The organism is Chitinophaga eiseniae (genome assembly GCF_012641265.1).
In the GTDB taxonomy this organism is placed as follows: domain Bacteria; phylum Bacteroidota; class Bacteroidia; order Chitinophagales; family Chitinophagaceae; genus Chitinophaga; species Chitinophaga eiseniae_A.
In genome coordinates, this window is the sequence record NZ_JABAHZ010000005.1 from 297900 (window position 1) to 323216 (window position 25317).

Annotated in this window: 14 protein-coding genes; 8 read left to right on the top strand and 6 right to left on the bottom strand. The window is 46.5% G+C overall.

Annotated elements, in window-relative coordinates; all coding sequences use genetic code 11:
- The first annotated feature begins 6 nt into the window (after nucleotides 1-6).
- Nucleotides 7-2613, top strand: coding sequence for a phosphoenolpyruvate synthase (gene ppsA, locus HGH91_RS21350; protein ID WP_168740835.1), 2607 nt, complete (start codon nucleotides 7-9; stop codon nucleotides 2611-2613).
- Between the two features lies 1 nt (nucleotide 2614).
- Here ppsA and HGH91_RS21355 read toward each other — a convergent pair whose 3' ends face one another.
- On the bottom strand, nucleotides 2615-2950 hold the full coding sequence (locus tag HGH91_RS21355) for a winged helix-turn-helix transcriptional regulator (protein WP_145674803.1): 336 nt from the start codon (nucleotides 2948-2950) through the stop codon (nucleotides 2615-2617).
- Between the two features lie 87 nt (nucleotides 2951-3037).
- On the opposite strand from HGH91_RS21355, the gene HGH91_RS21360 reads away from it, so the two are divergent.
- The 5 genes from HGH91_RS21360 (at nucleotide 3038) to HGH91_RS21380 (ending at nucleotide 7797) form a co-directional block, all read left to right on the top strand.
- Entirely contained in the window at nucleotides 3038-3775 is a 738-nt protein-coding gene (locus tag HGH91_RS21360) for an SDR family NAD(P)-dependent oxidoreductase (RefSeq protein ID WP_168740836.1), read from the top strand.
- 89 nt (nucleotides 3776-3864) lie between these two features.
- A complete protein-coding gene (locus HGH91_RS21365; RefSeq protein ID WP_168740837.1) occupies nucleotides 3865-4362 on the top strand; it encodes a ferritin in 498 nt (165 codons plus the stop codon).
- Nucleotides 4363-4539: 177 nt separating this feature from the next.
- Nucleotides 4540-4767 (top strand): hypothetical protein, encoded by a 228-nt coding sequence (locus HGH91_RS21370; RefSeq protein ID WP_168740838.1) that lies wholly within the window; start codon nucleotides 4540-4542, stop codon nucleotides 4765-4767.
- 23 nt (nucleotides 4768-4790) lie between these two features.
- On the top strand, nucleotides 4791-5384 hold the full coding sequence (locus HGH91_RS21375) for a short chain dehydrogenase (protein ID WP_168740839.1): 594 nt from the start codon (nucleotides 4791-4793) through the stop codon (nucleotides 5382-5384).
- Nucleotides 5385-5643: 259 nt separating this feature from the next.
- Nucleotides 5644-7797, top strand: coding sequence for a GH92 family glycosyl hydrolase (locus tag HGH91_RS21380; protein ID WP_247651803.1), 2154 nt, complete (start codon nucleotides 5644-5646; stop codon nucleotides 7795-7797).
- Between the two features lie 37 nt (nucleotides 7798-7834).
- Here the strand turns inward: HGH91_RS21380 and HGH91_RS21385 are convergent, their stop codons facing one another.
- Nucleotides 7835-8692: an MBL fold metallo-hydrolase gene (locus HGH91_RS21385; RefSeq protein ID WP_168740840.1), complete on the bottom strand. Its 858-nt coding sequence runs from the start codon at nucleotides 8690-8692 to the stop codon at nucleotides 7835-7837.
- Nucleotides 8693-8783: 91 nt separating this feature from the next.
- Between HGH91_RS21385 and HGH91_RS21390 the strand changes: the two genes are divergently transcribed.
- Both HGH91_RS21390 and HGH91_RS21395 read left to right on the top strand, forming a co-directional pair.
- Nucleotides 8784-9125, top strand: a complete 342-nt coding sequence (locus HGH91_RS21390) for a winged helix-turn-helix transcriptional regulator (RefSeq protein WP_168740841.1) — start codon at nucleotides 8784-8786, stop codon at nucleotides 9123-9125.
- Between the two features lie 132 nt (nucleotides 9126-9257).
- Nucleotides 9258-10760 (top strand): glycoside hydrolase family 43 protein, encoded by a 1503-nt coding sequence (locus HGH91_RS21395; RefSeq protein ID WP_168740842.1) that lies wholly within the window; start codon nucleotides 9258-9260, stop codon nucleotides 10758-10760.
- Between the two features lie 87 nt (nucleotides 10761-10847).
- On the opposite strand, the gene HGH91_RS31295 is transcribed toward HGH91_RS21395, so the two are convergent.
- From HGH91_RS31295 to HGH91_RS21415, 4 genes are all read right to left on the bottom strand, one after another.
- Entirely contained in the window at nucleotides 10848-14381 is a 3534-nt protein-coding gene (locus HGH91_RS31295; protein ID WP_247651804.1) for a beta strand repeat-containing protein, read from the bottom strand.
- A 61-nt stretch (nucleotides 14382-14442) separates the two neighbouring features.
- Nucleotides 14443-16053 (bottom strand): tail fiber domain-containing protein, encoded by a 1611-nt coding sequence (locus HGH91_RS21405; protein WP_168740843.1) that lies wholly within the window; start codon nucleotides 16051-16053, stop codon nucleotides 14443-14445.
- Between the two features lie 201 nt (nucleotides 16054-16254).
- Nucleotides 16255-17025, bottom strand: coding sequence for a toxin-antitoxin system YwqK family antitoxin (locus tag HGH91_RS21410; RefSeq protein WP_168740844.1), 771 nt, complete (start codon nucleotides 17023-17025; stop codon nucleotides 16255-16257).
- 8 nt (nucleotides 17026-17033) lie between these two features.
- Complete coding sequence (locus HGH91_RS21415; protein ID WP_168740845.1) at nucleotides 17034-25316, bottom strand: RHS repeat-associated core domain-containing protein; 8283 nt, start codon at nucleotides 25314-25316, stop codon at nucleotides 17034-17036.
- Between the last annotated feature and the right edge of the window lies 1 nt (nucleotide 25317).

Here is a 25317-nt window from a genome sequence, read left to right on the forward strand (position 1 = left end):
ACGTATATGAATGCTTATGCACTTGACTTGCACGACGTCGATACCAGCAGCCTGGCATTGGTGGGAGGTAAAGGCGCCAACCTGGGCGAGCTGACCGGGATGGGAGATATAGCCGTACCCCGGGGCTTTTGTGTCACCACAGCAGCTTACCAGGCCGTAGTGGAACAAAATAACGCTTTTAATGTATTGCTGCAGCAGTTAACCTACCTGGCTGCCGACCAACGAAAAGATATCAGCGAAGTAAGTAGCAACATCCGCCAACTCATTGCACAAATACCGATTCCCGCAGATATCGTTGCCTCCATCAGACAGCAGTTGACCACCTTTAGGGAAAATACCGCCTTTGCCGTACGTTCCAGCGCTACGGCGGAAGACCTGCCTACCGCCTCTTTTGCAGGCCAGCAGGATAGTTATTTAAACATTACCGGGGAAACAGCCGTTCTCCAACACATTAGCCTGTGCTGGGCATCCTTGTTTACTGAACGGGCCATTATTTACCGTATTCAAAATGGTTTCGATCACCGGAAAATCCAGCTGGCAGTAGTGGTACAACAGATGGTTTTTCCCCAGGCCGCCGGCATCTTATTTACGGCCCACCCGGTAAATGCCAATAGGAAAATATTGTCTATCGATGCCAGCTTTGGATTGGGAGAAGCCATGGTGGCAGGTGTGGTGAATACAGACAACTACCAGGTGAATAATGGCAAGGTTGTCCATCGGCAAATAGCTACCAAACAACAGGCGGTTTATGCAGCGAAAGGTGGCGGTACTGCGCTGCAGGAAATAACGCCGGCCCTACAGCAACAACAGGTGCTCACAGATGAACAGATATTAGCACTGGCGCGCCTGGGCAGAAAAATTGAAGCCCATTTCGGTTGCCCGCAAGACATTGAATGGTGCCTGGCGGATGGTACTTTTTATATTGTTCAAAGCAGACCTATCACTACGTTATACCCCATCCCAGTGGTGAATAACGCTAACAATCATGTATATGTATCCGTTGGCCACCAACAAATGATGACAGACCCCATTAAACCATTGGGGCTGTCATTTTTCCTGTTAACGACACCCCGGCCTATGTTTACTGCCGGCGGAAGATTGTTCGTCGATGTAGCTCCTCTCCTGGCTACCCCTGCAGGCAGGGATATGATGATTAACGTACTGGGACAATCTGATCCGCTGATCAAAGATGCGCTGCTCAACATCCTGGAGCGAAAGGATTTTGCGCTGTCGGTACCAGCCGACGATCCAGCCGCCGGCCAACCTACGATTCCTCCTCCCGGCGCCCGGCCGCCGGTCGACAACGATCCGGCTATTGTGGCTAACCTCGTGAAAGAGGCACAGGCATCCCTCGATACGTTGGCACAGGACATCCAAACAAAATCAGGACCTGCACTATTTGATTTCATACAGGAAGACCTCCATCAACAAAAAACAAGGGCATATGCACCGCAAAGCCTGGCGGTAATCCTGGCCGCGATGGATGCCTACTCCTGGCTTAATGAAAAAATAAATGAATGGCTGGGCGAAAAAAATGTAGCCGATATACTCACACAGTCGGTGCCCAACAATATCACCTCGGAAATGGGATTGGCATTATTGGAGGTAGCAGATGCGATTCGTCCTTATCCTGAAGTGGTAGAATACTTACAACAGGTAAGACATCCTCACTTCCTGGAGCACCTAAGCTCCCTAGAAGGCGGCCGGGAAAGCCGGGAGGCGATAGAAGATTTCCTTACCAAATATGGTATGCGCTGCCCCGGTGAAATTGATATTACGAAAACCCGCTGGAGCGAAAACCCGGCTATACTGATTCCGATTTTATTGAGTCATGTTAAAAACTTCACGCCCAATGCCAGCATCCAGATGTTTGAACAGGGACAACAGGAGGCATTTAAAAAAGCACAGGACCTGGCCGATCGGCTGAAACTGTTGCCTGACGGCGAACAAAAGGCGCTGGAAGTCCAGCAAAAGATTAGCCTGGTCCGTAACTTCATGGGGTACCGGGAGTATCCGAAATACGAAAAGATATGCCGTTACTTCCTGTATAAACAGGCAATTCTGAAAGAAATCGAACAATTGGTACAGGCCCATATCATCGCTGAAAAAGAAGATAGCTACTATCTCACTTTTGATGAGCTGCGGGAGGTGGTACGTACCCGTCAGCTGGACCGGCAGATCATTCCACAACGTAAAGCGGCATATACAGCCTATGAAAAACTGAGTCCCCCACGGGTAATGACTTCCGACGGAGAAATTATCAACGGTAAATATCAACGTGACCACCTGCCGGCCAACGCTATTATAGGACTCCCTGTTTCTGCTGGCATTATTGAAGGCCGCGCACGGGTTATTTTAAACATGGAAACCGCTGTCCTGGAAGAAGGAGATATATTGGTCACCGCCTTTACCGATCCCAGTTGGACGCCCTTATTTGTGTCTATAAAAGGACTGATTACAGAAGTGGGCGGGTTAATGACCCACGGAGCGGTGATCGCGCGTGAATATGGCTTACCCGCCATTGTTGGCATAGACAATGCCACCAGGCTGATTAAAGACGGACAACGTATCCGGTTAAACGGAACGGAAGGATATGTAGAAATACTGGGATAGGCTATTTCTTTTGTATCACTTTTTTCCGGTGATCCCTCCCCCAGTTAATCATTTCCTGGATGATTTTTCCGAAGGTGCGACAGTAAGGAGTGGGTTCATATTCTACCAATACCGGCGTATCGTTATATACCATGCGGGTTACCAGCTTATTCATTTCCATATCTTTGAGTTCTTTGGACAACATCCGCGTGGTGATACCGGGAATGCTCCGCTCTATTTCCCGGAAACGCCTGTTGCCATTACAAAGGGAGTTGATAACCGGTACCCGCCATTTGCCGCCGATAAAGTACAGCGTGTCTTGTAAGGCCCGCAGTTCTTCTGCCTGATCTCTTTCCATTGCCTGAAATTTTAACTGGTATACTCCAGTATACTGGTAACAAAAGTATATCATCTCCCCGATATCTTTGTATAAAATTTTCAAGCAATGAATTTAAGTAACAAAGTAGCGGTAGTAACCGGTGGTAATAGCGGCATTGGTTATGCTACAGCAAAGGAACTGATCAGCCAGGGAGCCAGGGTTATCATTACCGGCAGGCGGAAGGAAGCTATCGAACGGGCGGCACAGGAATTAGGGGCTATTCCGTTTGTGGCCGACCAGTCAAAACTGGAAGATATCCATACATTATATGAGGCTGTGCAGGGGCAATTTGGCCAGGTCGACATCCTGTTTATTAATGCTGGTATTACGGGAGAAAATACACTGATAGCCGAAGCTACCGAAGCAAACTTCGACAGCGTGATGGATATTAACTTCAAGGGCGCCTATTTCACCCTGAGCAAATTTACGCCGCTGCTGAAAGACGGTGCATCGGTAGTTTTCCTTTCTTCTATTGTGGCCTCCACACACCAGCCGAAGAGTTCTGTTTACCAGGCCAGCAAGGCGGCAGTGAATTCTGTGGCCAAAACAGCTGCTGCGGAACTGGCGCCCCGCAAGATCAGGGTGAATACCGTAAGTCCCGGCCCCACGAAGACCGCAGTTTTAAACAAACTAAATGACGACGCCACCGCCCAGCATATATGGGATCATCTCAGCACCCTGGTACCGCTGAAGAAAGTGGGTATCCCGGAAGATGTAGCAAAGCTGGTGGCGTACCTATGCCAGGATGCAGCTTCTTTTATCACAGGTGCTGATTTTGTGATTGATGGCGGCATCACCATATAGGGGTGGATTCATCGCCCTTTTTATTGCCCATCGCCAAAAAATCAATATATTCAGGTACTATTGAAATACTTCACCTGAATTTTTGTACTATGCTATCACAAAAAATGAAAGATGCCCTCAACAAGCAAATCCTGATGGAGGCGCAGTCATCGCAATCGTACCTGGCTATGGGCAGCTGGGCAGAAATCCAACCGGGGTTAAAAGGCGTGACAAAATTCTTCTTCCGGCACAGCGACGAGGAAAGAATGCACATGCTGAAACTGATTCATTATGTGAACGAGCGAGGTGGATTCGCCGTAGTACCTGCACTGGAACAACCGGTCATGACATTCGTATCCCTGAAAGCTGCTTTTGAGCAACTGCTGAAACATGAACTGAAAGTAAGTGAAGGCATCAACGATCTCGTGGAGATTGCCCTCGCTGAAAAGGATTACGCTACGCATAACTTCCTGCAATGGTACGTGATGGAACAAATGGAAGAAGAAAAACTGGCCAGGGATTGTAATGATAAGCTGGAACTGATTGGAGACGATAAAAGCGGATTGTATCTGTTTGACAGAGATATTATGACGATGGACCAGGAATAGTGCTGACTATTCTCTATTTTATACAACAAAGCGTTCCGCCATGGCGGAACGCTTTGTCTTTTGTACCCCGATGCGTTCCGGCAACAATTTAAATAAGTCCTGTACAATTTAATTTTTGTCCTACTACCGCACGTCCATGCAGGAATATCTTTGCGTTGTCTAAAATAATCACCCGATATGAAAATAAATACCAGGCTACAAACTGCGCTAAAAATATGGCTGGTCATCTATCCTTCACTGACCTTGCTGCTATACTTCCTCCGGGGAGCAATGGATAATATCCCGCTGTACGTAAAAACACTGATACTAACCATCCTGTTGGTCCCCTGGATGGTTTTCCTGGGACTCCCTTTGCTGGATTTCATTGCCCGCAATCTTTTTCCGGGCAGCAAAAACAAATCATAAGTACTTCACCAAACAATACAAATATGAAAATGATTATTGTGGGTGCATCAGGCACCATGGGAAAATATCTCACCGGAGCATTTGAAAAAGAACATGAGGTGATCTCCGTTAATAGCAAAGACGGTCATATACCCACCGATATTACCTCTCCGGAGGCTATAGAAAAGATGTTCAGTCAAGCAGGCCCATTTGATGCACTCATTTGTACCGCAGGCCCCTCCTTTGTTGGTCCCTGGAAAAATCTTAATGACCAGTCATTCAGAAAAGGCATTGAAGGTAAACTAATGGGGCAGATCAACCTGGTACTTATCGGGCAACACTATATCAATCCTGGAGGCTCATTCACACTCATTACTGGTGCATTAACGCATACTCCACAACGGGGTTTTGCCAACGCAGCTGCTGCCAATGGGGCGGTAGAGGCATTTGTACGCGCGGCGGCTATTGAACTTGGGCGCGGCATTCGTATCAATGCCGTCAGCCCTACCGTGATCGAAGATTCACCTCAGTACTTCCCTTTCTTTCCCGGCGAAATACCTACTACGATGAAGGCGCTGGAATATGGTTTTCGTAGAAGTATATTCGGCGCGGGAACGGGGCAGGTAATCCAACCCTAATACTTTTATACCAGGTGTGTCCACCATAAGTGCCGGCCGGGGCACTACCTGGTATTACTTTTCAATGCTGTATCAATCTGCTTCCATCAGCTGTTTCACTTGTTTATCTCCCATCTTGGCTATATTGTCCTTACCTATCTGCTTAATGGCCTCGATCGTACACGAAAAATATCACTATTGTAAACCCTTCATATAAAATACTGGCATTTTTGCTTTTGAATGTATACTTTACCGCCCGTTATTAACTATTCCATTAAATATGAAACACAAGCATAAGCATTCCTTCATGGTATGGCTGGTTGCCCTGCTTGCCACCATCAGCGCAGGCACCGCAAATAGCCAATCCAACACACACTACACGAAATATGTGAACCCGTTTATCGGTACCGCTCCTTTAACTGATCCGAAAATACTGGGGTATGAGTTGCCGAAAGGCTGGCGATCCTGGGCAGGACTGGTATTTCCCGGCAGCTCGTTACCCAATGCCATGGTGCAGTTGAGTCCCATTACAGAATATGGCTCCGGGGCCGGCTACGAATATGAAGACAATATCATCTACGGATTTACCCACACCAACAAAGGACATTGGAACCTATGCAATATTCCGCTGTTACCGGTATCCAACCCAGGTGAAAAATTTGGTTCTCACTTCTCCCACCAAAAAGAGAGCGCCGCTCCCGGCTTCTACCAGGTATACCTCGACGACTATAAAGTAAACGTAAGCCTTACCAGCACGCTGCGATGCGGTTATCACCGGTACGAATACGAACAACCTAACGACCGGCAGATATTGTTTGACCTGGCCAAAGCCAACAACAAGGTAAGCAGCTGGACGATTGAACAGGACAGCAACCGCGCCGTACAAGGCTACCAGGAAGTGGGAGAGGGAAAGATTTATTTCTACGCCACGCTGAATAGTGATATTTCCCGGATCGACAAGCAATCCACTTACGCCATGTTGCATATCGGCGACAATAGCAAAGGACCCGTAGAAGTAAAAATTGCCTTGTCGTTTGTCAGCACGGCCAACGCCAAAGAAAACCTGGCAAAGGAAATAGGGAATCAGTCTTTTGAGGCCGTACGTGCCGCTGCTCATGATACATGGGAAAGCACCTTATCGAAAATACAGGTGAAAGGCGGTACTGAAAAAGAGCGGCAGCTGTTTTACTCTTCCCTGTATAGGTCCCTGCTGTGGCCCGTATTACGCAGCGATGTAAACGGCGAATATACCGATACTAAACACCAGGTGATCAAGGCAGACTTTCAATATTATACGGTGCCGTCGCTCTGGGATACCTATCGTAATAAAGATGTATTATTAGGATTAATTTCTCCACAAGTAACGCTGGACGTCATTAAATCTATGAAAGACATTGGCGACAAAACAGGTTTCATTCCTACCTTTTTCCATGGCGATCATGCCGCGTCTTCCATTACCGGAGCGTACCTGAGAGGGATCGATAATTTTGATGTACGCGGTACCTACCAGCTGTTGCTGAAAAATGCCAACGTAGCAGGTGGCACCCGCCCTTTTATTACAGAGTATATCCAGAAGGGTTATATTTCAGATCCGGATGTTAAAAATCCCCACGTGGAAACCAAGGGAAAAGCAGGCGTATCTAAAACCCTGGAATATGCATACGACGACTACTCACTGGCCCAGCTGGCACAGCGCCTGGGTGATACGGCCAATTACCGCATCCTGATGGCCCGCTCTAAAAATTACCGGAACGTATTTGACCGCAGCATCCGGTTTATGAGAGGTCGACTGGACAATGGCGACTGGATCACGCCTTTCAACCCACAATATCCTTACTACGAGTATATGTTCCGGGAAGCTAATGCCTGGCAGGTATCCTTCTATGCTCCACATGATATGAAGGGCCTGGTAGACCTGTACGGTGGCCCTAAGCCCTTTGAAGCCAAGCTGGATTCCCTGTTCACCGTACCCTGGAATCCTTCCTATATTGCACGCAATGTAGAAACCATGGTGGGCCAGTATTGTCATGGCAACCAACCGGACCACGAAGCGCCTTTTGCCTATTATTTCATCAATAAACCAGAGAAATCACAAAAGATGATTGATTATATACTGGGTCATTTATATGGCATTGGCGACGACGGACTGGCGCTCTGCGGAATGGATGATGCCGGGGAAATGTCGTCGTGGTATGTGTTCAGCGCCCTGGGCCTGTATCCGTTTTCTGCTACCGATCCTAACTACCTGGTTACCGTACCGGTTTTTGATGAAGTAAGCTGGACGACGAGTAACGGAAAACAGCTCACTATCCGCAAACCCGGCGCTGGCAGGAACTTGAAGGCAATCAAAGTAAATGGAAAGGCGTTGAAAGGATACTTTGTATCGCACGACTTGTTTAAGCAAGGCGGCACTATTGAGGTGCTGACGAAATAAAGAGATAGTTGCAGGCGCCCAAGGGGCGCCTGTTTTTTTACTGTGGTTTCCATGCAAACCCATCGCCTTCCGGTATCACCCTCCCAAACCCCGGCGCTGGTAAATGATAGCCAAATACCAGTTGCCCGCTATCAGCCAGCTCCTGCAACGTGTTCCGGCGTGTTTGAGCAGCCTGTTCAAAATCGATATCGAAAATAGTTCCCCAGTCAGGATGACGAAACAATAATTCATCCTCGTGGCAGGTGTCCGCCATATGAATAAAGGGTTCTTCACCGGTGTTAATAGCAAACAGGGTATGCCCGGGTGTATGCCCTGGTGCAGCGAGGGGTCTTATTCCCTCCATCAAGGCATCGGTACTATTGAACAAATGTAACTGGTTGTCTAATAACCTTAATATCCCTTTGATATGCTGCTGTGTTTGCAGCAAGTTGGCCACAGTGTTTTTGCTCTTTGAAAAATCAGGGGCGTCTGACATCCAAAAATCATATTCGGCCTGCGACAAATGTATGCGGGCGCCCGGAAACATCAGCCGCTCCCCTGTACCTACAAGGCCATTAATGTGATCCGGATGTGCATGGGTTAATATAATATCCGTAATGGATTCGGGCGTAATGCCGGCAGCATGTAGATGATATTGGAGCTGGCCGGCTTCGGGAGCCGTGTAATAGCCATTTCCTGCGTCAAACATCACCACCCGGTTGCTGAAACGAAGTACCAGGATATTATGTGGCAAAATAAAATGACGGGGGCTGTTGCCCAATAAGGCCCGGGGGATGCCCGGTGCAAAGCAGCGGTCTTCGTATATGACTTCCCCGTCTGTAACGGAAAAAATCTCCATTTTCCCTGATCTGAAAACGGCAAATCCGGCCGGATGATTCATCATGAGTGGTAGCATAGCATTTAGTAAATTTGTCGCAAATACCCTCTTTTCGGTTAAATGAGCCTAATAGTCCGGCTTTATGGGCTTAGGCTAAAATTTTAGACTAATGACGAAGGCTAGTGTTAGAAAGAACAGGCATTTTAATCCGACCAACTGTTCGGTGACCTACTGTATGAACATTATTGGCGGTAAATGGAAGCCAGTAATTATACATCTCATCCGCAATAATACCAACCGGTACAGCTTAATGCAGAAAGCCATGCCGGAGGCCAGTAAACAAACGCTAACCAATCAGTTGCGGGAGCTGGAAGCAGATGGTGTTATCGAAAGAATGGTGTTTGCAGAAACCCCGCCCCGCGTGGAATATAAGATGACTGATCTGGGCAATACCCTGTTGCCCATTATTGATGCTATGAGGACATGGGGCAAAGACTACGTAAACCGATGACGAAGTATGCGAGTGAGATGATTCAGCGAATTTATGAGATGTTAACGCCACCGGGGATACCGATGAACTGTTATTTTTGCCGTTTCACGCGATGGTACCAAGACTGTTGCGCAGCTAAAATTTCCGGCAAAGATGAAATCTATCGTTATCATTTTCGTGCTGATGCTCTCCGGCATCACTCCAGTTCTGGCGCAGGAACGCTCAGCCAATATTCCCGGCGACTTTGCAGATCCTTCTATTCTCCGGCAGGGCGACCAATACTATGCTATTGGTACTTCCAGCGAATGGGGTCCGCAATTTCCGATATTCCATTCTACGAATCTGCGGCAATGGAAACAAACAGGATTCCTGTTTGATCAGGCGCCGGACTGGACTGTGGGATCTTTCTGGGCGCCTGAATATTTCTACCACCACAATACCTACTTCGTTTATTATACCGCCCGGAGAAAGAGCGATGGCGTATCCTGTATCGGCGTAGCCACTTCCGCTTACCCCGATCATGGTTTCAAAGACCATGGCATTCTCATTGAGTACGGTAAAGAAGCCATCGATGCTTTCGTGTTTGATGACAACGGGCAGCTGTACATTACCTGGAAAGCCTACGGTCTCGATAAACGCCCCATTGAAATACTGGGCAGCAAACTGGCCCCGGATGGGCTTTCCCTGGTAGGGCAACCGTTTACTCTGCTCAAGGACAACGAGGGAAAAGGAATGGAAGGACAGAGTATCCTGAAGAAGGGAAATTATTATTATCTCTTTTATTCCGCCGGCGGCTGCTGCGGCGCCGATTGCAGCTATCATGTAAATGTAGTCCGTTCCACCACTATCACCGGTCCTTATACCAACTATCACAACAACCCGGTGCTGACCGACAGCGGCAATTGGAAGTGCCCCGGTCACGGTACTTTCGTACAAGATACACAAGGTGCTACCTTCTACCTTTATCATGCCTATAATAAGCACAGCAATGTTTTCACAGGCAGGGAAGGGTTGATAACTGCTTTATCGTGGAATACAGACCAGTGGCCTGTATTCAGCGCGTCCACTGCGCTGAAGAACCAGTCGCCCCTCACAACCTACCATTATGATTTTGCCCGCGTCAACAACGACATTTTCTGGCAATGGGATTTCAGGAATATGCAACCGCTGTATCGCTACACCAATGGGAGGTTGTATTTATCGGGGAAATACAGCGCACAAAATCCTTCCGGTATTGCACTCACCCTGCGCCCCTACTCTGCGACCTATGATATCAGCACGGCGGTAGTCAATCACAATAGGGCTTCCAAAGGACTAGTGGTATATGGTGATGCCGGTGCTGCTGCCGGCATTGCTATCAGCGGTAATAAAGCAATATTTTGGATATCGAAAGATGGGAAACGCACGGTGCTGAACGAACAATCAATCATTGACACAAATTCACCGGTATACCTGAAGCTGTCGGTGTTTCCCGATTTCACCTGCCGGGTGTACTGGAGGCAAGGGCAGGATTGGAAAGAGCTTACTCCCGGGAAGCAGCCTTACGCGATTAGCTTCCTACCTCAATGGGACCGGGCGCCACGGCCGGGATTGAGTTTTATTGGGGAGGAGAAAGAAGAGGCGGAGTTTAGTTTTTTTGAGATAAGGTATAGGTAGCGACCAGCGGTTAATTTAAGAACAAGAAAAGGGATACTTTAGGGTATCCCTTTTCTTGTTCAATTCATCCATTTCGTTGTTCTCAGATTAATAAGGTTCCACAATCATCCACTCTACTGAGCCAGTCGAAGAGACTGCCTCTTTCGTCCAGAAAATGGTAAAGCTGGTTCCTGCAACCCTTGGCCCCAGGCAAGGAGCGGTCATCCCTGTAATAGGAGACGAAGAAGTAACCACAGGCGTTAGAAATATCCTGCTATTTGCGGTAACAGCCGTTGTATTAATAGTTACAGATGCTACTCCACTGCCGAAACTAGCTACTCCCATAGTAGCGTTAGCGGTACCTTCTTTCATCTTTATCGCGGTAGTGCTAACTCCTCCTGATGCAGTCAATGCTCCGGTCATATTGGTAGTGCCTGAAACACTTACGGTATTTAAAGTAGTTTGTCCTCCTACATTTAATGTGGTACCAATAACGCCTGCTCCGCTGATATTGAAATTAGAAGAGGCTTGTACACTAGTCCCATTCTGAATAAAAGCACCTGAGTTATCCACTAAATACCCAAGACCATCTGTCCCTAATATCTTGGTATTAGCTAGGTTCGTGAATTTATACCCCGTACCATCAATATCAAAATACCGTCCGGTAGCCGAGTTACCGCCGCCTAGCCTCAATGTTGTATACGCACCTGCGGTTCTGTCAAACCCATATAGTGCGGCTACACCACCACTAAAGCCTAGTTCCGCCGCAGGACCTGTACCATTTGCAGTATACCAGCCTCTAAACCTACCCTGGCCAACCAATTCCAGGCTACCTAAACCGTCCAATCTGGCTACCGGGGTTGTTCCTCCATACCACTTAAATCCAACCGTATTACTATTTATTGGAACGGAGTTCCAGATATGTGAAGTTTCTACTCCGGTGGCATAATCTACAGCAGCGGTAGATAGTGTAGAATAATAAACGAGTTTAGTTCCTGCACTCCTGGTGGTAAAAGTGGGCGCCACTACCCCAAAATTACTATAATTGATTAAGTTGGACGTGCCGTTGGTTAATTGGATACCTCCAGCAAAAGAAGCCAGGCTACCAAATGTGCCGTTGCCTGTAATGTTAAAGTTGGCAGTTTGCGCGGCGGTGCCATTTTGTATATAGTTGCCTGCACCGGATAATGGTGCTGCGCCTATATCTGCTAATGTTTGCGCCCCAGTTCTATATCTGAGTATTCCCCCATTTGAAACCAGGAATTTATCTACGTCTGTTGCCTCGTTATTAACTGTACCTAATGTTACCTCGCCGGTTGACCTATTAATACTTAGCGGATTGTCGATCAGCGCTCCCGCATCGGTATAACGTCCAATATTAAAATTGCTGCCTACGTTTCCGGTGCCCGTTTCCGTAGTACTTTTATAGAGAGTCCATCTTAAATTGGCGTTTGTAATACCTCCTCCGTTGAACAAGAGAATATCCCCCTGGCCAATTGGTGCGGTAGTTCTCAGGCTATTGGCAATCCCATTCCCAGCCGTCCAAAAACCTACGCCTGATTGTGCAGCTGTAGTTTGATTCTGGATGAAATTGCCCGCAGTATTAATCAAATACCCCGAAGCATTCGTACCAATTGCGCCATAATTCGGAATGGCCATAAACCCATATCCGGAGGCATCTATTCTAAAGTCTTTCCCCGTTGGGTCACTTGTACCGCTTCCTCCTCTTAGAATTGTTGGATAATAGGTAGCGGTTCCGGTTCTATCTATTCCTGCAAAAATTGCATAGCCACCGGGCACACCAATTTCCGCTGCGGGGCCGCTATTCGCGGGGCCGCCCCAACCGGTAAAACGGCCAGATTTTGCCCATATCTGTGAACCATCACCAAATAATTGAGATATTTCCGAAGTACCGGCAAAAAATCCAAATCGATAACTTAGGTTAGCTTGTGGTATACTGTTCCATAACACACCAGTCGCGATACCTGTTGCAAAATCCGCCTGCGTACCAGAAAGCGCGTTGTACCAGATTGTTTTTGTGCCGGTACTCCTGGTAGTAAAAGATGGAACATTAACCCCTGCAGTACCAAAGTTTTCAAGATTGGAAGTCGCATTGGTGTACTGTAATCCTCCGGCAAAAGAGGCCATACTGCCAAATGTGCCATTACCTGTAATATTAAAGTTCGCTGTTTGTGCGGTGGTACCATTTTGTATGTAGTTGCCCGCCCCGGATGACGGCGCCGCGCCTATATCTGCTAATGTCTGTGCACCTGTTCTATATCTGAGTACTCCACCATTTGATACCAGGAATTTATCCACATCTGTTGCCTCGTTATTAACTGTACCTAATGTTACCTCTCCAGTTGACCTGTTAATGCTTAGTGGGACGTCGATCTGTCCACCGGCATCCGAATATCGTGCAATATTAAAATTACTACCTACGTTTCCGGTACCCGTTTCTGTAATACTTTTATAGATACTCCACCTTCTATTACCTGCGCTTAAGCCTCCGTTATATAGCATGAGATCAGCCACCACATTTGTTGGTGCTGTTGAACTAAAAGCACCAGCGACTGCCCCTCCGGCAATCCAAAAGTTTGCTCCTGTTTGCGCAACCGTTTGCTGATTTTGAATGTAAAACATAGATCCGGAAGCGGGTGCGGCATCTCCAATACCATACCCGGCCAATGTACTGGGTGTGCCTCTTATTTTTGCCCAGGAAAGTATCGACAACCAGGTTGGGTCTACATAACTCCCGGTAAGTAAAGGGTACCGGGCATCTCCGCGTGCCGTAGTCCAGTATAGGTTTGAACCTTCTGGCATGCCAGATGTTGTAGTACCAATTGGTAACCACTTACCCGCTACCAATTTCAACTTTCCGTTTATATCTGTAGTGAGTACACTATCTTCAGTTATATTATTGCTGTACCCCGACAATACCACGCTATCGCCAATTTTGGCAGAACCATTGATCCAGAGGCTAGCTGCCTGCGCAACCAATTTCTGATTAACGATATAGCTTTTATCAGCATAATCTTTGAATAACAGCTCCCGCCATGGACTCCAGGCTGTTTTGGTATCATCCTTTATACGGATAAAAGCACCATTAGGCCCTGCCAGCTCTCCATTCCAGTTAACCGCGAAATCGAAACCGGTGGTAGCTGTTTTTACTACCAGGCCGTTATAGTAGCTCTTTCCTCCTACTCCATAGAACGCCTGCGCAGAAAGCGCCGGCATATCCGGTGAAGCATAGGCAAAATAACCTATGGCCTTATTAGCATACCACTGGCTCCACAGCATTGAGTCGCCCGACGGGATAGTCACAAAGTTGGTAGACAATAAATCATAGCGTCCATCGCTCCATGGCGAGAGCACATTAGGCAGGTTGACCGTATCTTGGCCCTGAATACCTAGTAACCCCAGGCCAGGTGAAGTAAACTTCAGTTGCTGGAACTCCGTTCTACCATTGCCTTTGTTGAATAAAAAGCCAGGCACCTTTTGGGTACGGTTTTCAAGAATTAATTCGGCCGTATCGCAGGTATTGTAGATACGCACGCTGTCGGCTTTAATCTGGTACACGTGTTGGGCATAACAAAACGTGCCGATGAATAGTAAAAAAATGATACTAAAAAATGATCTCATAGTATGGGGGTGTTAGGACTTCGTTTTTATAATGGATGTTCTTTTCCATTCGTGTTAATCGCTATTTCCTGGTATCTTTCAATTGTTTCCTGAGCATTTTCACTTCTTCCTTCAATGCTTTTACTTGCCCATTCATCTCCTGTATAGCTTTCACTAATACTGCTACCGTATTGGCCTGGTCAACGCCTACACGCTTAGGTGCAGCCATTTCTTCAGGCACATCTTCTGCGATAAAACCGATATGTAATAGTTCATTCTTATCTGACTTGTAGCGAAAAGTTTGTACAGATGCGTGGTCGATAATATCCAAAGCAGATTTATTGAATGGTGCAATATCTTTTTTTAACGCACGTTGCGATGACTGGTAAATAGCCTGAGCTTCAAGCTGGCCATTGAATATTGCAGTGCCATATTTGTCTATGGTAAATAGCGTATCTTTCGATGATGTAGTACTCTTGCTGAACCTGAGTCCAAGTGTATCCATTTCAAAATTAAGCTGATTACCACCACTATTTGGAGTACCGTCTAAATATGTCCATCTTATTCCGTTGCCATTGACATTATTTTCAAAATCGATCCACCCACGTTTATAATTAGTACCTACCCCATAACTATTAGCAAGAATATAAGAAGTAGTGTCAACTTTTGACCAGGTTATCCTGGAGCCATTAAACATATCAGTTGATAGCTCGGAAACGCCTCCTCCTACAAAACGATACATTAATGTCCCTAGTTTAATACCGCTATAGTTAAATAGCATGTAAGACGAATCTTTGCTAGTTGTAACGCCTTTAAAGGACAATGAACGCGCTCCGGCATTCAGTAGACGGTCTCCCATCAATGTTCCGTCTGTGGTGTAAATATTACCACTACCACTTCCCCCTGTCATTAATTTCAATTTCAGGTTACCAGACCCATCAGTTGTCAGCACACTGTCTCCAGTTGCGTTATTTTTATACCTCGTCAGTACTACACTGTCGCCAACTTTCGCGGCCCCACTAATCCATAAATTGGCTGCCTGCGCAGCTACCTTCTGGTTAAGGACATACGTTTTATCCGCGTAATCCTTAAATAACAGCTCCCGCCATTGGCTCCACTTCGTTTGCGTATCGTCCTTTATGCGTATAAAAGCACCATTAGGCCCAGTTAATTCTCCATTCCAATTAACTGAAAAATCGAACCCGGTAGTAGCTGTTTTTACCACCAACCCGTTGTAATAAGTATTTGATCCGGCGCCATTGAATGCCTGCTCCGAAAGCACAGGCATATCCGGTGCACTATAAGCGGAGTAACCAATCGGTTTATTGATATACCATTGCTCCCAACGCATTGTATCTGTTGCAGAAAGCGTTGTAAAGTTGGTCGACAATAAATCATAACGGACATCAGCCCATGGAGATAGCACATTAGGCAGGTTAATTGTATCTTGCCCCTGAATCCCCAGTAAACCTAACCCCGGAGAGGTGAAGCTCAGTTTCTGAAACTCTGTTCTACCATTGCCTTTATTGAATAAAAAACCGGGGACTTTCTGGGTGCGGTTTTCAAGAATTAATTCAGCAGTATCACAGGTGTTATATATACGTACACTGTCTGCTTTAATCTGGTAAACTTGTTGGGCATAACAAAATGAGCCAATGAATAGAAAAAAAATGATACTAAAAAAATATTTCATAGTATAGGGTGTTGTTAGGGCTTTCGTTTTGAATAATGGCTGTTCTATTGAAAGTGTTTAGAATTACTAGTTAATAGCATCTTTGCAATACGTGTACCTGTACTTTATCCAAATAATTGTTCAAGCATGCTGTCCCGACTATTCTAGCCTCACACAACAGCTGACATATAAAATATTAAAATATAGCTCTCTTTAAACTAATTACTCAACGGATAAATCTAAATGAATCGTATCCGATTTTACAATTCCATTATAAGAGTGGTCCACATATACTAACCAAGCGAATTTTCCTTTCTTCCGACATTCTTGCTCCACGGCTATTTTCTTAGAAAAATACAAATTGATTATATTATCCTGACCATATTCCTTCTGAAACAAAATATTTGATGCCCCCTCCCGTTCTTCCACCTTCACCTTTAAATCCGTTCCAGGAGGAATACCAATAAAACAATACAATTCAAAACGTTGATTCACCTTTAATCTACCCGCATTAAAGGCGCTATAAATCGGCGTCCCATCCCATTTTATTATCTTACCAGCAGAATCATAAGCAGCTGAGAATATCTTCTCACCACTTAAATTATTAAATGAATATTGCTCAATTCTTCCATTATCAAAGTAAACCTTTTGTTCACCAAACTCTTTCCCGTCAAACCATTTTCGTTCTTCTTTAATATTCCCGTTGCCGGAATAGTATGTCCAAACACTATCCTTTATACCATTTCTATAGAAACCTTTACACTTAGTTTGACCATTTGAAAAGAACTCCCTATATCTCCCGTCCGGAACCGAATCAACATTCAGTCTGACCTCTTCAATTAAAACACCTTTTTCATTAAATACCTTCTTAAGTAAGAAATACTGATCACCACCAGATATTCTCTCAATATAAGTTTTCTTGTTGCCCCAACATCCTGTTAATAAGGTCACGATGAAGCAATAGCCTAAAAATTGACGTTTAACAAATTTCATAGTTCATACTATTTTTCTTTCTTTTTCTCTTTAGTTTGGTCTGTCTGACCAGCTTCTCTTAATTTCCCAAATGTGCCACTACCATTAACCTGATCAATATGTGCGCTATCCCCTCTGTCTGAACATTTAGGACAAGTAGCGCTATCTGGTTTGTTTTCCTTCTTTTTCTCGGGTATTGTTGCATTAACAGCATCTTTTAAGTTCCCCTGCGCTCCGTTTACATACGACATACTTCTTATAAATTCAGCCAAGTCCACCGGGTTTTTGGGAGTTTGAATAAGACTTTGCCCAGATGCAGTTATAGATATGCTAATTACGTCCATCAATACATCAATATTTACAGGTTTATCGGGATTCAAAGAATATGCGTTAAAGCTTGAATTACTACCGGGCTGTCGTCTCGATGAAATGAAAGGAATACCTCCTGCTTTATCCCCTTCCCTTGTTGGAGCAAAATAGGAACTTATCTTCTCAAAAAATGTCTTTTGAGGCACAAAATCAACTCTGCTATCAATTAATACCTTCGATCCGTCACTCTGTAGCCGAAACACCCTATAGGAAAACTCAATTCCTTTTCCTTTGGGACCAAATCCATCATTCCACCTCACTCCTTCGAACGTTTCATGTAGTCCTCTAAATCTCGCATATGGATTCTCTACCTCTTTCGTTGTAACTGCTTTCAACAGTCCAAAATTTGTTAACACCAAATCAACATTAAAATATTTCTCTTCAGCTCCATCTAGATCGGTGGCCCAAATTGGTTTATTGCCTGCAAATTGATAAGGTGAATAATATGGGAAACTTCTCGTAAGGGGATCCACACTCAAAAACTTCCCTATCCTCGGGTCATACACCCTCATCCCATAATCCTGCTGGTTCCCCTCTCCCTTCACCTCATTATCATTCTCCTTCCCATTGAAACCCCAGCGATACCCACCACTATTCATCGATCTACCCAACAGCCCCATACCAAACGGCGCATAATCCTGTGCCGAAATAACACGGGCCTCATAATGATCTACCAGGCTACTATCCAGGGAAACACCCAGTTTATCATCTGACACGGTAGCGAGTACATTCCCCAGGTGGTTACTTAATTCAAAGACCTTATACCTACGCATAAAGTTAGTGAATTGTGCGTCTCCTACACCTGTTAATTTATATACTTCAGGGAAGGTATCTTGTTGTACGGCGGTAATCCGGGTATCTACTCCTAAACGGCTGCTGCCATAAACCGGCGTTTCTGTCTGACTTAATTGCCCGTTGTTAATAGCAGGGTCGCCGGATACGTAGATACTCATTACGTTACCGGTGGCATCGCGTACATAACGGGTAATGGTGTTCCCTACCTGTTTGCTGATACGATTGCCTGCTGCGTCATAGGTGTAAGTGATTAACGTGCCGTCTGCCTTCCGGATGCGGGCTATTTTTCCATATACCGTCCATACAACGCTATCCAGGTTGGCGCCTTTATCACTGATAAGATTACCTATGGAATCGTATTGATAATTACCTGCCAGCTGATCATCAATGTCGGTATCATATTGCCCTGCTGAAATGCTATCATTTATCCAAGACAGCTTGTTGGTGCCTGGCTGATAGTGGTAGGTCAGCTGGTCCATGGGCGACGGCTTATTACCATTCCGATGGTAGGTCTGGATATTGCCGTTAGCATCGTAGGTAATATCTTCTTTATAATCGTTGATGGCCAGTGGCGTCCAGGTGTTGGTGGTTTGTTCCAGGCCACGGTTGGCTTCCATGCCTACCAGGCGGTTCAGCGCATCGTATTTGTAAGCGTACAGCAAAGGCTCGCCGGCTTTTGGCAGGTTAACGCTCATAGCGCCAATGTTACCATTGTAGAGCGGCTTCAATACACCGGCTGCTCCTGCAAATGGATGTTTACCGGATACGGATACATAATCACTGTCACCAAAGTAGTGCAGACCAAATCCAAACACATCTTTCGCTGTGATGCCATTGGTGGCGCCATCCAGACCGATATCCTTACCGGTACCAATGGCACTGCTGTTAATACCTTTCAGCCAACCTTGTAACGTATAGGCGTAGTCGATACCCTGTACCTGCGCCTGGCCAATTACTGACCGGGCCAACGGACCATGCTTATAGTACTGGTAGTATGCATCATTTTCCCAGTATAGGCTGTCGCGACTCGTTTCTACGTTGGTTAACCGGTTTTCTGCGTCGTAGCTATACCGGTGATAGAAGGCGTCTGCCTTGCCTGGCTGATAGCTGACGGTATTTACTTTTCCACTTACCAGGTCGTAGGAATAATTGATTTTTTTGAAACGGTTGCTGGCATTTACTTCTGTACCAGGGTTATAATCCTGCAAGAGCGTACGTACGTTACCGTGAATATCATAACTGTAATAAGTAGCAGAAGCCTGACCGCCAGGGATAGTGTCTGCCACCTTATTGTATACAGCGCTCCAGGCCACGCGGTTGCGCAAGTTGGTAGCTTTCCAGTCTATTCCTTCAATAAATCCGTAAGGCTGATCATATATGGTCCTGGTAATTTGCGCACGGCTGCTGCCAGCGGCCTGTATCCAGGCGGATAATGCTACCGGATCACGACTGATCGCATCCGACATGGAAGCGCTGCTGTGAATTTCACCCACTTCGGTAATCCTGCCCAGGTTATCGTACAGGGTGTAGCTATAAGCTGCATTGGTCACCTGTTGGGCATTCTGCGATACCGCTACCCGGCCCAGGCGATCATACCAATAGCGGGATACTCCGGCATCCGGCGTTTTCTGTTCCACCATACCGTTGAGTGTATTGTAACGGTATTCTGTTGGCAGGCGATGCTGCACGGTTAATGCTACGCCTTGCTCACGGGCGGCTTTCACTCTTCTCAGCCAGTCGTCTGATCGGTCTTTCACCACGCCGGCCGGTGGTATGGTTTTCACCAGGTTGCCTGCCTGGTCGTAGTAATATAATGTATAGTGATACTCTGCGGAACTATGCGTTACGGCAAACCGCTCCCGGGCATCCAATGCTGTATTGATATAACTATTGTTGAAATCATTTGCCACAGAATCAACGATGGCATTGTAGATAATATTGGCAATATTATCTGCCATAGCCAGGCTATCTGCGCAAGAAGTGACTGGCGTCAACGGATCTTCGTCATATACAGGCATAGCGTTGCCGCATAACAGCCCGGTGTATATCATAAAACAGCTGTCTATGCCCAGGCAGGAAATTGTATTGGCAGTTGGTTGACAATTACTTTCCACTACCGCCACGGTATTGATGTTCCTGTCAGATAAGTACAGCGTGGCCTGAGTAGCCAGCGCAATCAAAGACGGGTTATCTGTTTGTGCAGCCAGGCTTTCGCTCTTATCTGAACAGCCGCTCTTTCCATCTTTGTTGGCCAACATCAGCATGGCCTGACCGTTGTATAGACCGGCGCCGGCCAAACGGCCATCAGAGGCTTCCGCTATCTTATATACTTTATCGTTGCCGGGTAATTGTACATGACTGGTTGTCTGTAAACTATTGTCTGCACCCCACTTGCTCCAATATACGTCTTGTGTGGAGGCGGCCGACATCACTCCTCCATCCGCGGTGGTAATGGCCGTCCAGCTTTGACTACCGGAGAGGTTTTTCAATTGTTTACCTGTTACAGAGAGGCCCGTATTGTCGACATCCAACAGCTCCCCTGCCACATTACTGCCGGCTACCACCATTTTATAGCCGGTAGCGGTTTTCAACAGGTTGTTTACAACACAATTGCCCATACCAGTTGGCTGGTATTGCATCATAAACAACTCCGTACCGGTGGCCAGGTTTTGTTTAAACAGTACCGGCGCCTGTTCACTGTTTTGCCCATTCATAGTGGTGGCAGCAATCAGTGTATCGTTGCTGGCTACCAGGCTGATCATGTCTTTGGGAGCAATAGTAGTATCGGAGCTGGAAGAAGATGCCATGCGGAGCATGCCTCCTGAACTGTTACCACCGGTTTGTTTCAGCCATAACAGGTCTCCTTCGGGTGTCAATACACCTGTAATCCATTCGGTACTAACGCCGGCGGTTGTACGTAACCCTGCAATGGCAAAATTGCCCGTGCTGGTTTCTACGATGTCACTGCCTATGGCGCCATTGGTATCTCCAAAATCGATGGTTTTATTCCATACCATGGTACCATCTGCAGCGGTTTTTACCACCAGCATGGCTCCTTGTGGGAAACAGAAAGAATAAGTGGTACCAATGCCGATATAGCCACTATCTGCGGTAGGTATCAACCTGCGGAAAACATCGTCTTCTGTTCCGCCATAAGTTTTAGACCATTGGAGATTACCCTGCAGGTCTGTTTTTATAATGTAAGCGTCTTTCCCGCCCGCACTGCAACCTGTTGTGCTACCTGCTAAAATAAATCCGCCAGCTACTGCCCGCACGTCGGTAATGCTGTCCTGTCCTCCGTTGGAATAGGTGTTGACCATCTTCCCAGTGCCAGCTACTTTAATACATACCGGCGTACCGCGGTTAGTTGATTGATGACAGCTATCCCGGAATTCGAGATAGGTACCGGCATTTTCATGGAAGCCAAGCCGGCCATTCATAAATGCAGCGAACAACACATTTTTCTTCCGCTGTATAGAATCCGTTTCATCATATGCTGGCGTTACACCCGGATAAGCTGTCACAAATGCGCTATACAGGCTATCCGTTACTGCGCAGTTCACGCAGGGCGCCGCTATGTTACATTGTATTAATGTAGGTATTTTTACCGGCTTAGGCAGGTAGTTACAATTGGCCGTGTTGCTGCCGCAGGCAGCCAGTAAATCATCCAGGTCAGTCTGCGCAATTTTCACACCGCGCTTGCGCAAGAGGTAGGCGGAGAAATTCGCATCAGCAGGCAATTTAAGCTGCTGGTATTCTGCATTCAGCGCATTCAGGTTATTACATTCACATTCCTGGGGCTTCTTAAAGCTAAAGTTGTTCGCGGTGGCTGGTTGTTTATCGTAAGGAGCTGGGAAGGTGATCATCTCTCCGTTACAAATTAACGGATCAGTGATCTGATGTCTATCATTATATTCAGCCAGTATAGCCTGGAAGCTGGTGTATGGATTGGAAGCACCTGGTTTCAAGGTACTGGCCCCGTACGGATGGTTGTTATCCGCACTGGCCTTACATAACGCCAGCAGCTTCATTTTTATCTCTCCTAAAGCACCTGCATCATACTTACAAGGCGCCAATTGCTTTAGCCATCTATCTGCCAGCGTATCTATCTGCTGGTAATAAACCTGGTTCATGGCATCCTGTGCTGCCTGGGTCTGGTTGGACGACTGCTGTATACTGTTGTTGATAGCATCGGCACCGGTTTGTTGCAATACATTGGAAGCTACCACAAACCTGGGGGCTTTGCCAATGGCCATCAAGGCACTGGCTTGTTGACTTCCGCCAGGGCAATTACTATTTATATAATTATCCACCCCACTCCGGTGAATGTTCAGGTATAACGACCGGAAGGTACGCCATATCATGTCCTGGTCCGGACCGCAAAAGCTGCTCTCCGCCTGGGTAGGCGTGTAAGCCCCATAAGTATTTGAGCAGCTGGCTGTCTGATCGCAGATAGTCGATACAATGGCCATTCCCAGCAACGTCATAGGCTGGTTAGACGCTGACTTGAACTTATTCATTTCAGTGTTCAGGTAATCCGGCATCAACGCCGTCAATGGATCGGCAGTACTGCCCGACAGCGGCGCCAGGTATCCTTTTTGTTTTGCGCCAGAGTAGGTATCCGTAGCCAGGAAATCCTTTTCCCACAACTGCGCCTTCTTTAGCTGGTCGCCCGACAAAAAGCTAAGTTTACAAAACTCCGGATGGTATTTTAACAATACTTCTGCCCAGGATGGCTGAAAAGCGTCGGCAAATTCCAGCGGAGGCAGCTCCTGTGGCTTTACCATTGTATTAGTCACCGCATTCAATATCATTGACGGGCTGCCATCTGCATTCAGATAGTTGATGTCGCTGCGTTTGTAAACCGGTGCCCCGTTATTACTAAATAATATCGAATAGGCAATGGCGCTACTATTACTGCTATCGGCCAACAATGCATATTGTCCGGATGGCGGGCTCATATCCTCCAGCATCATTGCCCGTATATCGTCGCCATCGGTGTGTAATGAATCTTCGCAACCAGCACAGGCAGGAGCGCATAGTAGCTTACGCTTTTCTGCCAGTTGCGCTTCCCTTATTTCCTCCAGCGTTGTACACACATTATGTTTCAGGAAGATGCTATCGCGGTAATAGTCCATCGCCACCTGGCTGATGGATAATGTCTTTGTTACTTCATAAGTACCTTTTACCAGGTAAAGGGAGAAGGAAAGTGATAGCTTTCCATCACTATTCACCTGGAGATCAGGTGTATAGTTATGCAGTACCGTATCAAACGGAGCGCCTCCCAGGTGAAGATTCCAGGCATCGTCTGTAATATGTACCTGCAAATCATATAGCCCCAGATAGCTGGTAGTATCGTTATTGCAACCCACTTTTTTCAAGGTGGGAGGATCCATTTCATAGGTAAAGGTGTAAGTACCATCCATCAATACAGGAATAGAACGATGAGTGATCAACGCCTGATCTTCTTTAGCCGTACTGCCTGCACCGGAGAGGGAATCCGTTTCTGTTTTCACTACTTTATCCGGCAAATCCGTAAGGCTTTTATTCCACGCCTCGCCGGCCAGCGCGGTAGCTACCGTGCGGCCATGCATGTCGATATAGCTTACCGAAACCTGGCCATTGGCATCTTCTACGGCATTTTTGCTATAGTGACTGCTTAATCCGGCTTCTGTACCAAACAGCGCATCCAGGTTTTCCTGCTCCGCATCGCCATAGTAGTATTTTGTTTCATGATTGCTGCCAATTTTAAATGCAGCTCCCACTCCTCCCTGGCGACTAACACGGCCGGTATTATCAGGCGTATAGATCGTTTCTGTAAAAGCATATCCCTGGGCATCCGGCAGGTATTGGTTGATACCAGTATTTTTTTCGGGGTTGGCCGGCGAATAATATTGGTTCGCGCCCGAGCCAGTACTCATAGCAGGTGCGCTGGCCGTCAGGATATCGGAAGGTTGATTAATACGGTCGTACTGATTTTTATCGTATTCACCTCCGTTGATGGCTCCATTGAGGTTACGGGTATACTTCATTACCTGGTTGAGCGTAGGCGCGGGTAATACCTGTATAACCGGGCGTCCCTGGTAATCGTATAAGCTCTCTGCCACCACCGTTTGGTTAGTGGTATTGTCCTTGGTAACCGTTTGACGGTTACGTAAACTACCATCATAATATTGCAGTACTACTTTTCGCTTGCCATCTTCGGCAAATGAAATACTGGACTGCCAGTTCAACTGATGCTGGTGCCCATCGAAGGTATAGCTGCCCATACCGCCCGGGAAATTGGAACTCCAGGCTGTTTCTATTCTCACATCATTATTCTTCTCCTGCACCGCTCTTACCCTGAAAAACAATACACCTACTTTATCATAGAGCAAAGGAATAGCATAACTATTTCCGGAGATGGTTACACGCGTGGTATTATTCTGAAAAACAAGTGCTGGCACAACGGGGCTGCCATACCTGTTGGCCTCCAGGGCGCTGGAATCTATATACGCCCATTCCAGGTCGTATACATCTGCTCCAGCTACTGCCGGCCAACTGACAGTAATTTCATCCGTAGAATCTGTATTTGCAGGCTGATTGGACGTAATGGTAGTAATAGCATTGGCCTGGCAATCCAGTTTATATACCGGGTGTACTTCCATTTCATTATCCAATACCAATGCAGGAATTACATTTCTGGATGCATTGGTGGCAACGCTCAATACCTGCACCTTTACCTGGTGGGCATTGCTAAACACAAAGCTATTGCGCAAACTATAAGGATGAGCGGTATCATAATTGATCGTCAGGCTACGATCGGTAGAATATGTACTCAGGTCCGGCGCAGTATAGAAAATACGGACGTTTACCGTGGCGCTGAAAGTATCCGGCAAGTATATCCCTGCGTACTCATTGATACGCAAGGTCACGCTATTGCGGACCAGGTAGGGCGTATCAAGGCGACTTTTGATAGCTGCATCAAAATAAATATCATCTTGTACGTTGATGGCAGAATCTTTTGCCAGCTGCCCTTTGGCGCCATCCAGGGTCCGTTTAATCAATACTCCCCGGCCCTGCTGTGCATAGCCGGCCAAACCAAGCAACAGGATACTGCTCAGGAGCAGCAACAGCGTACGGGATATTTTCAGCAAATAAGGTCTCATA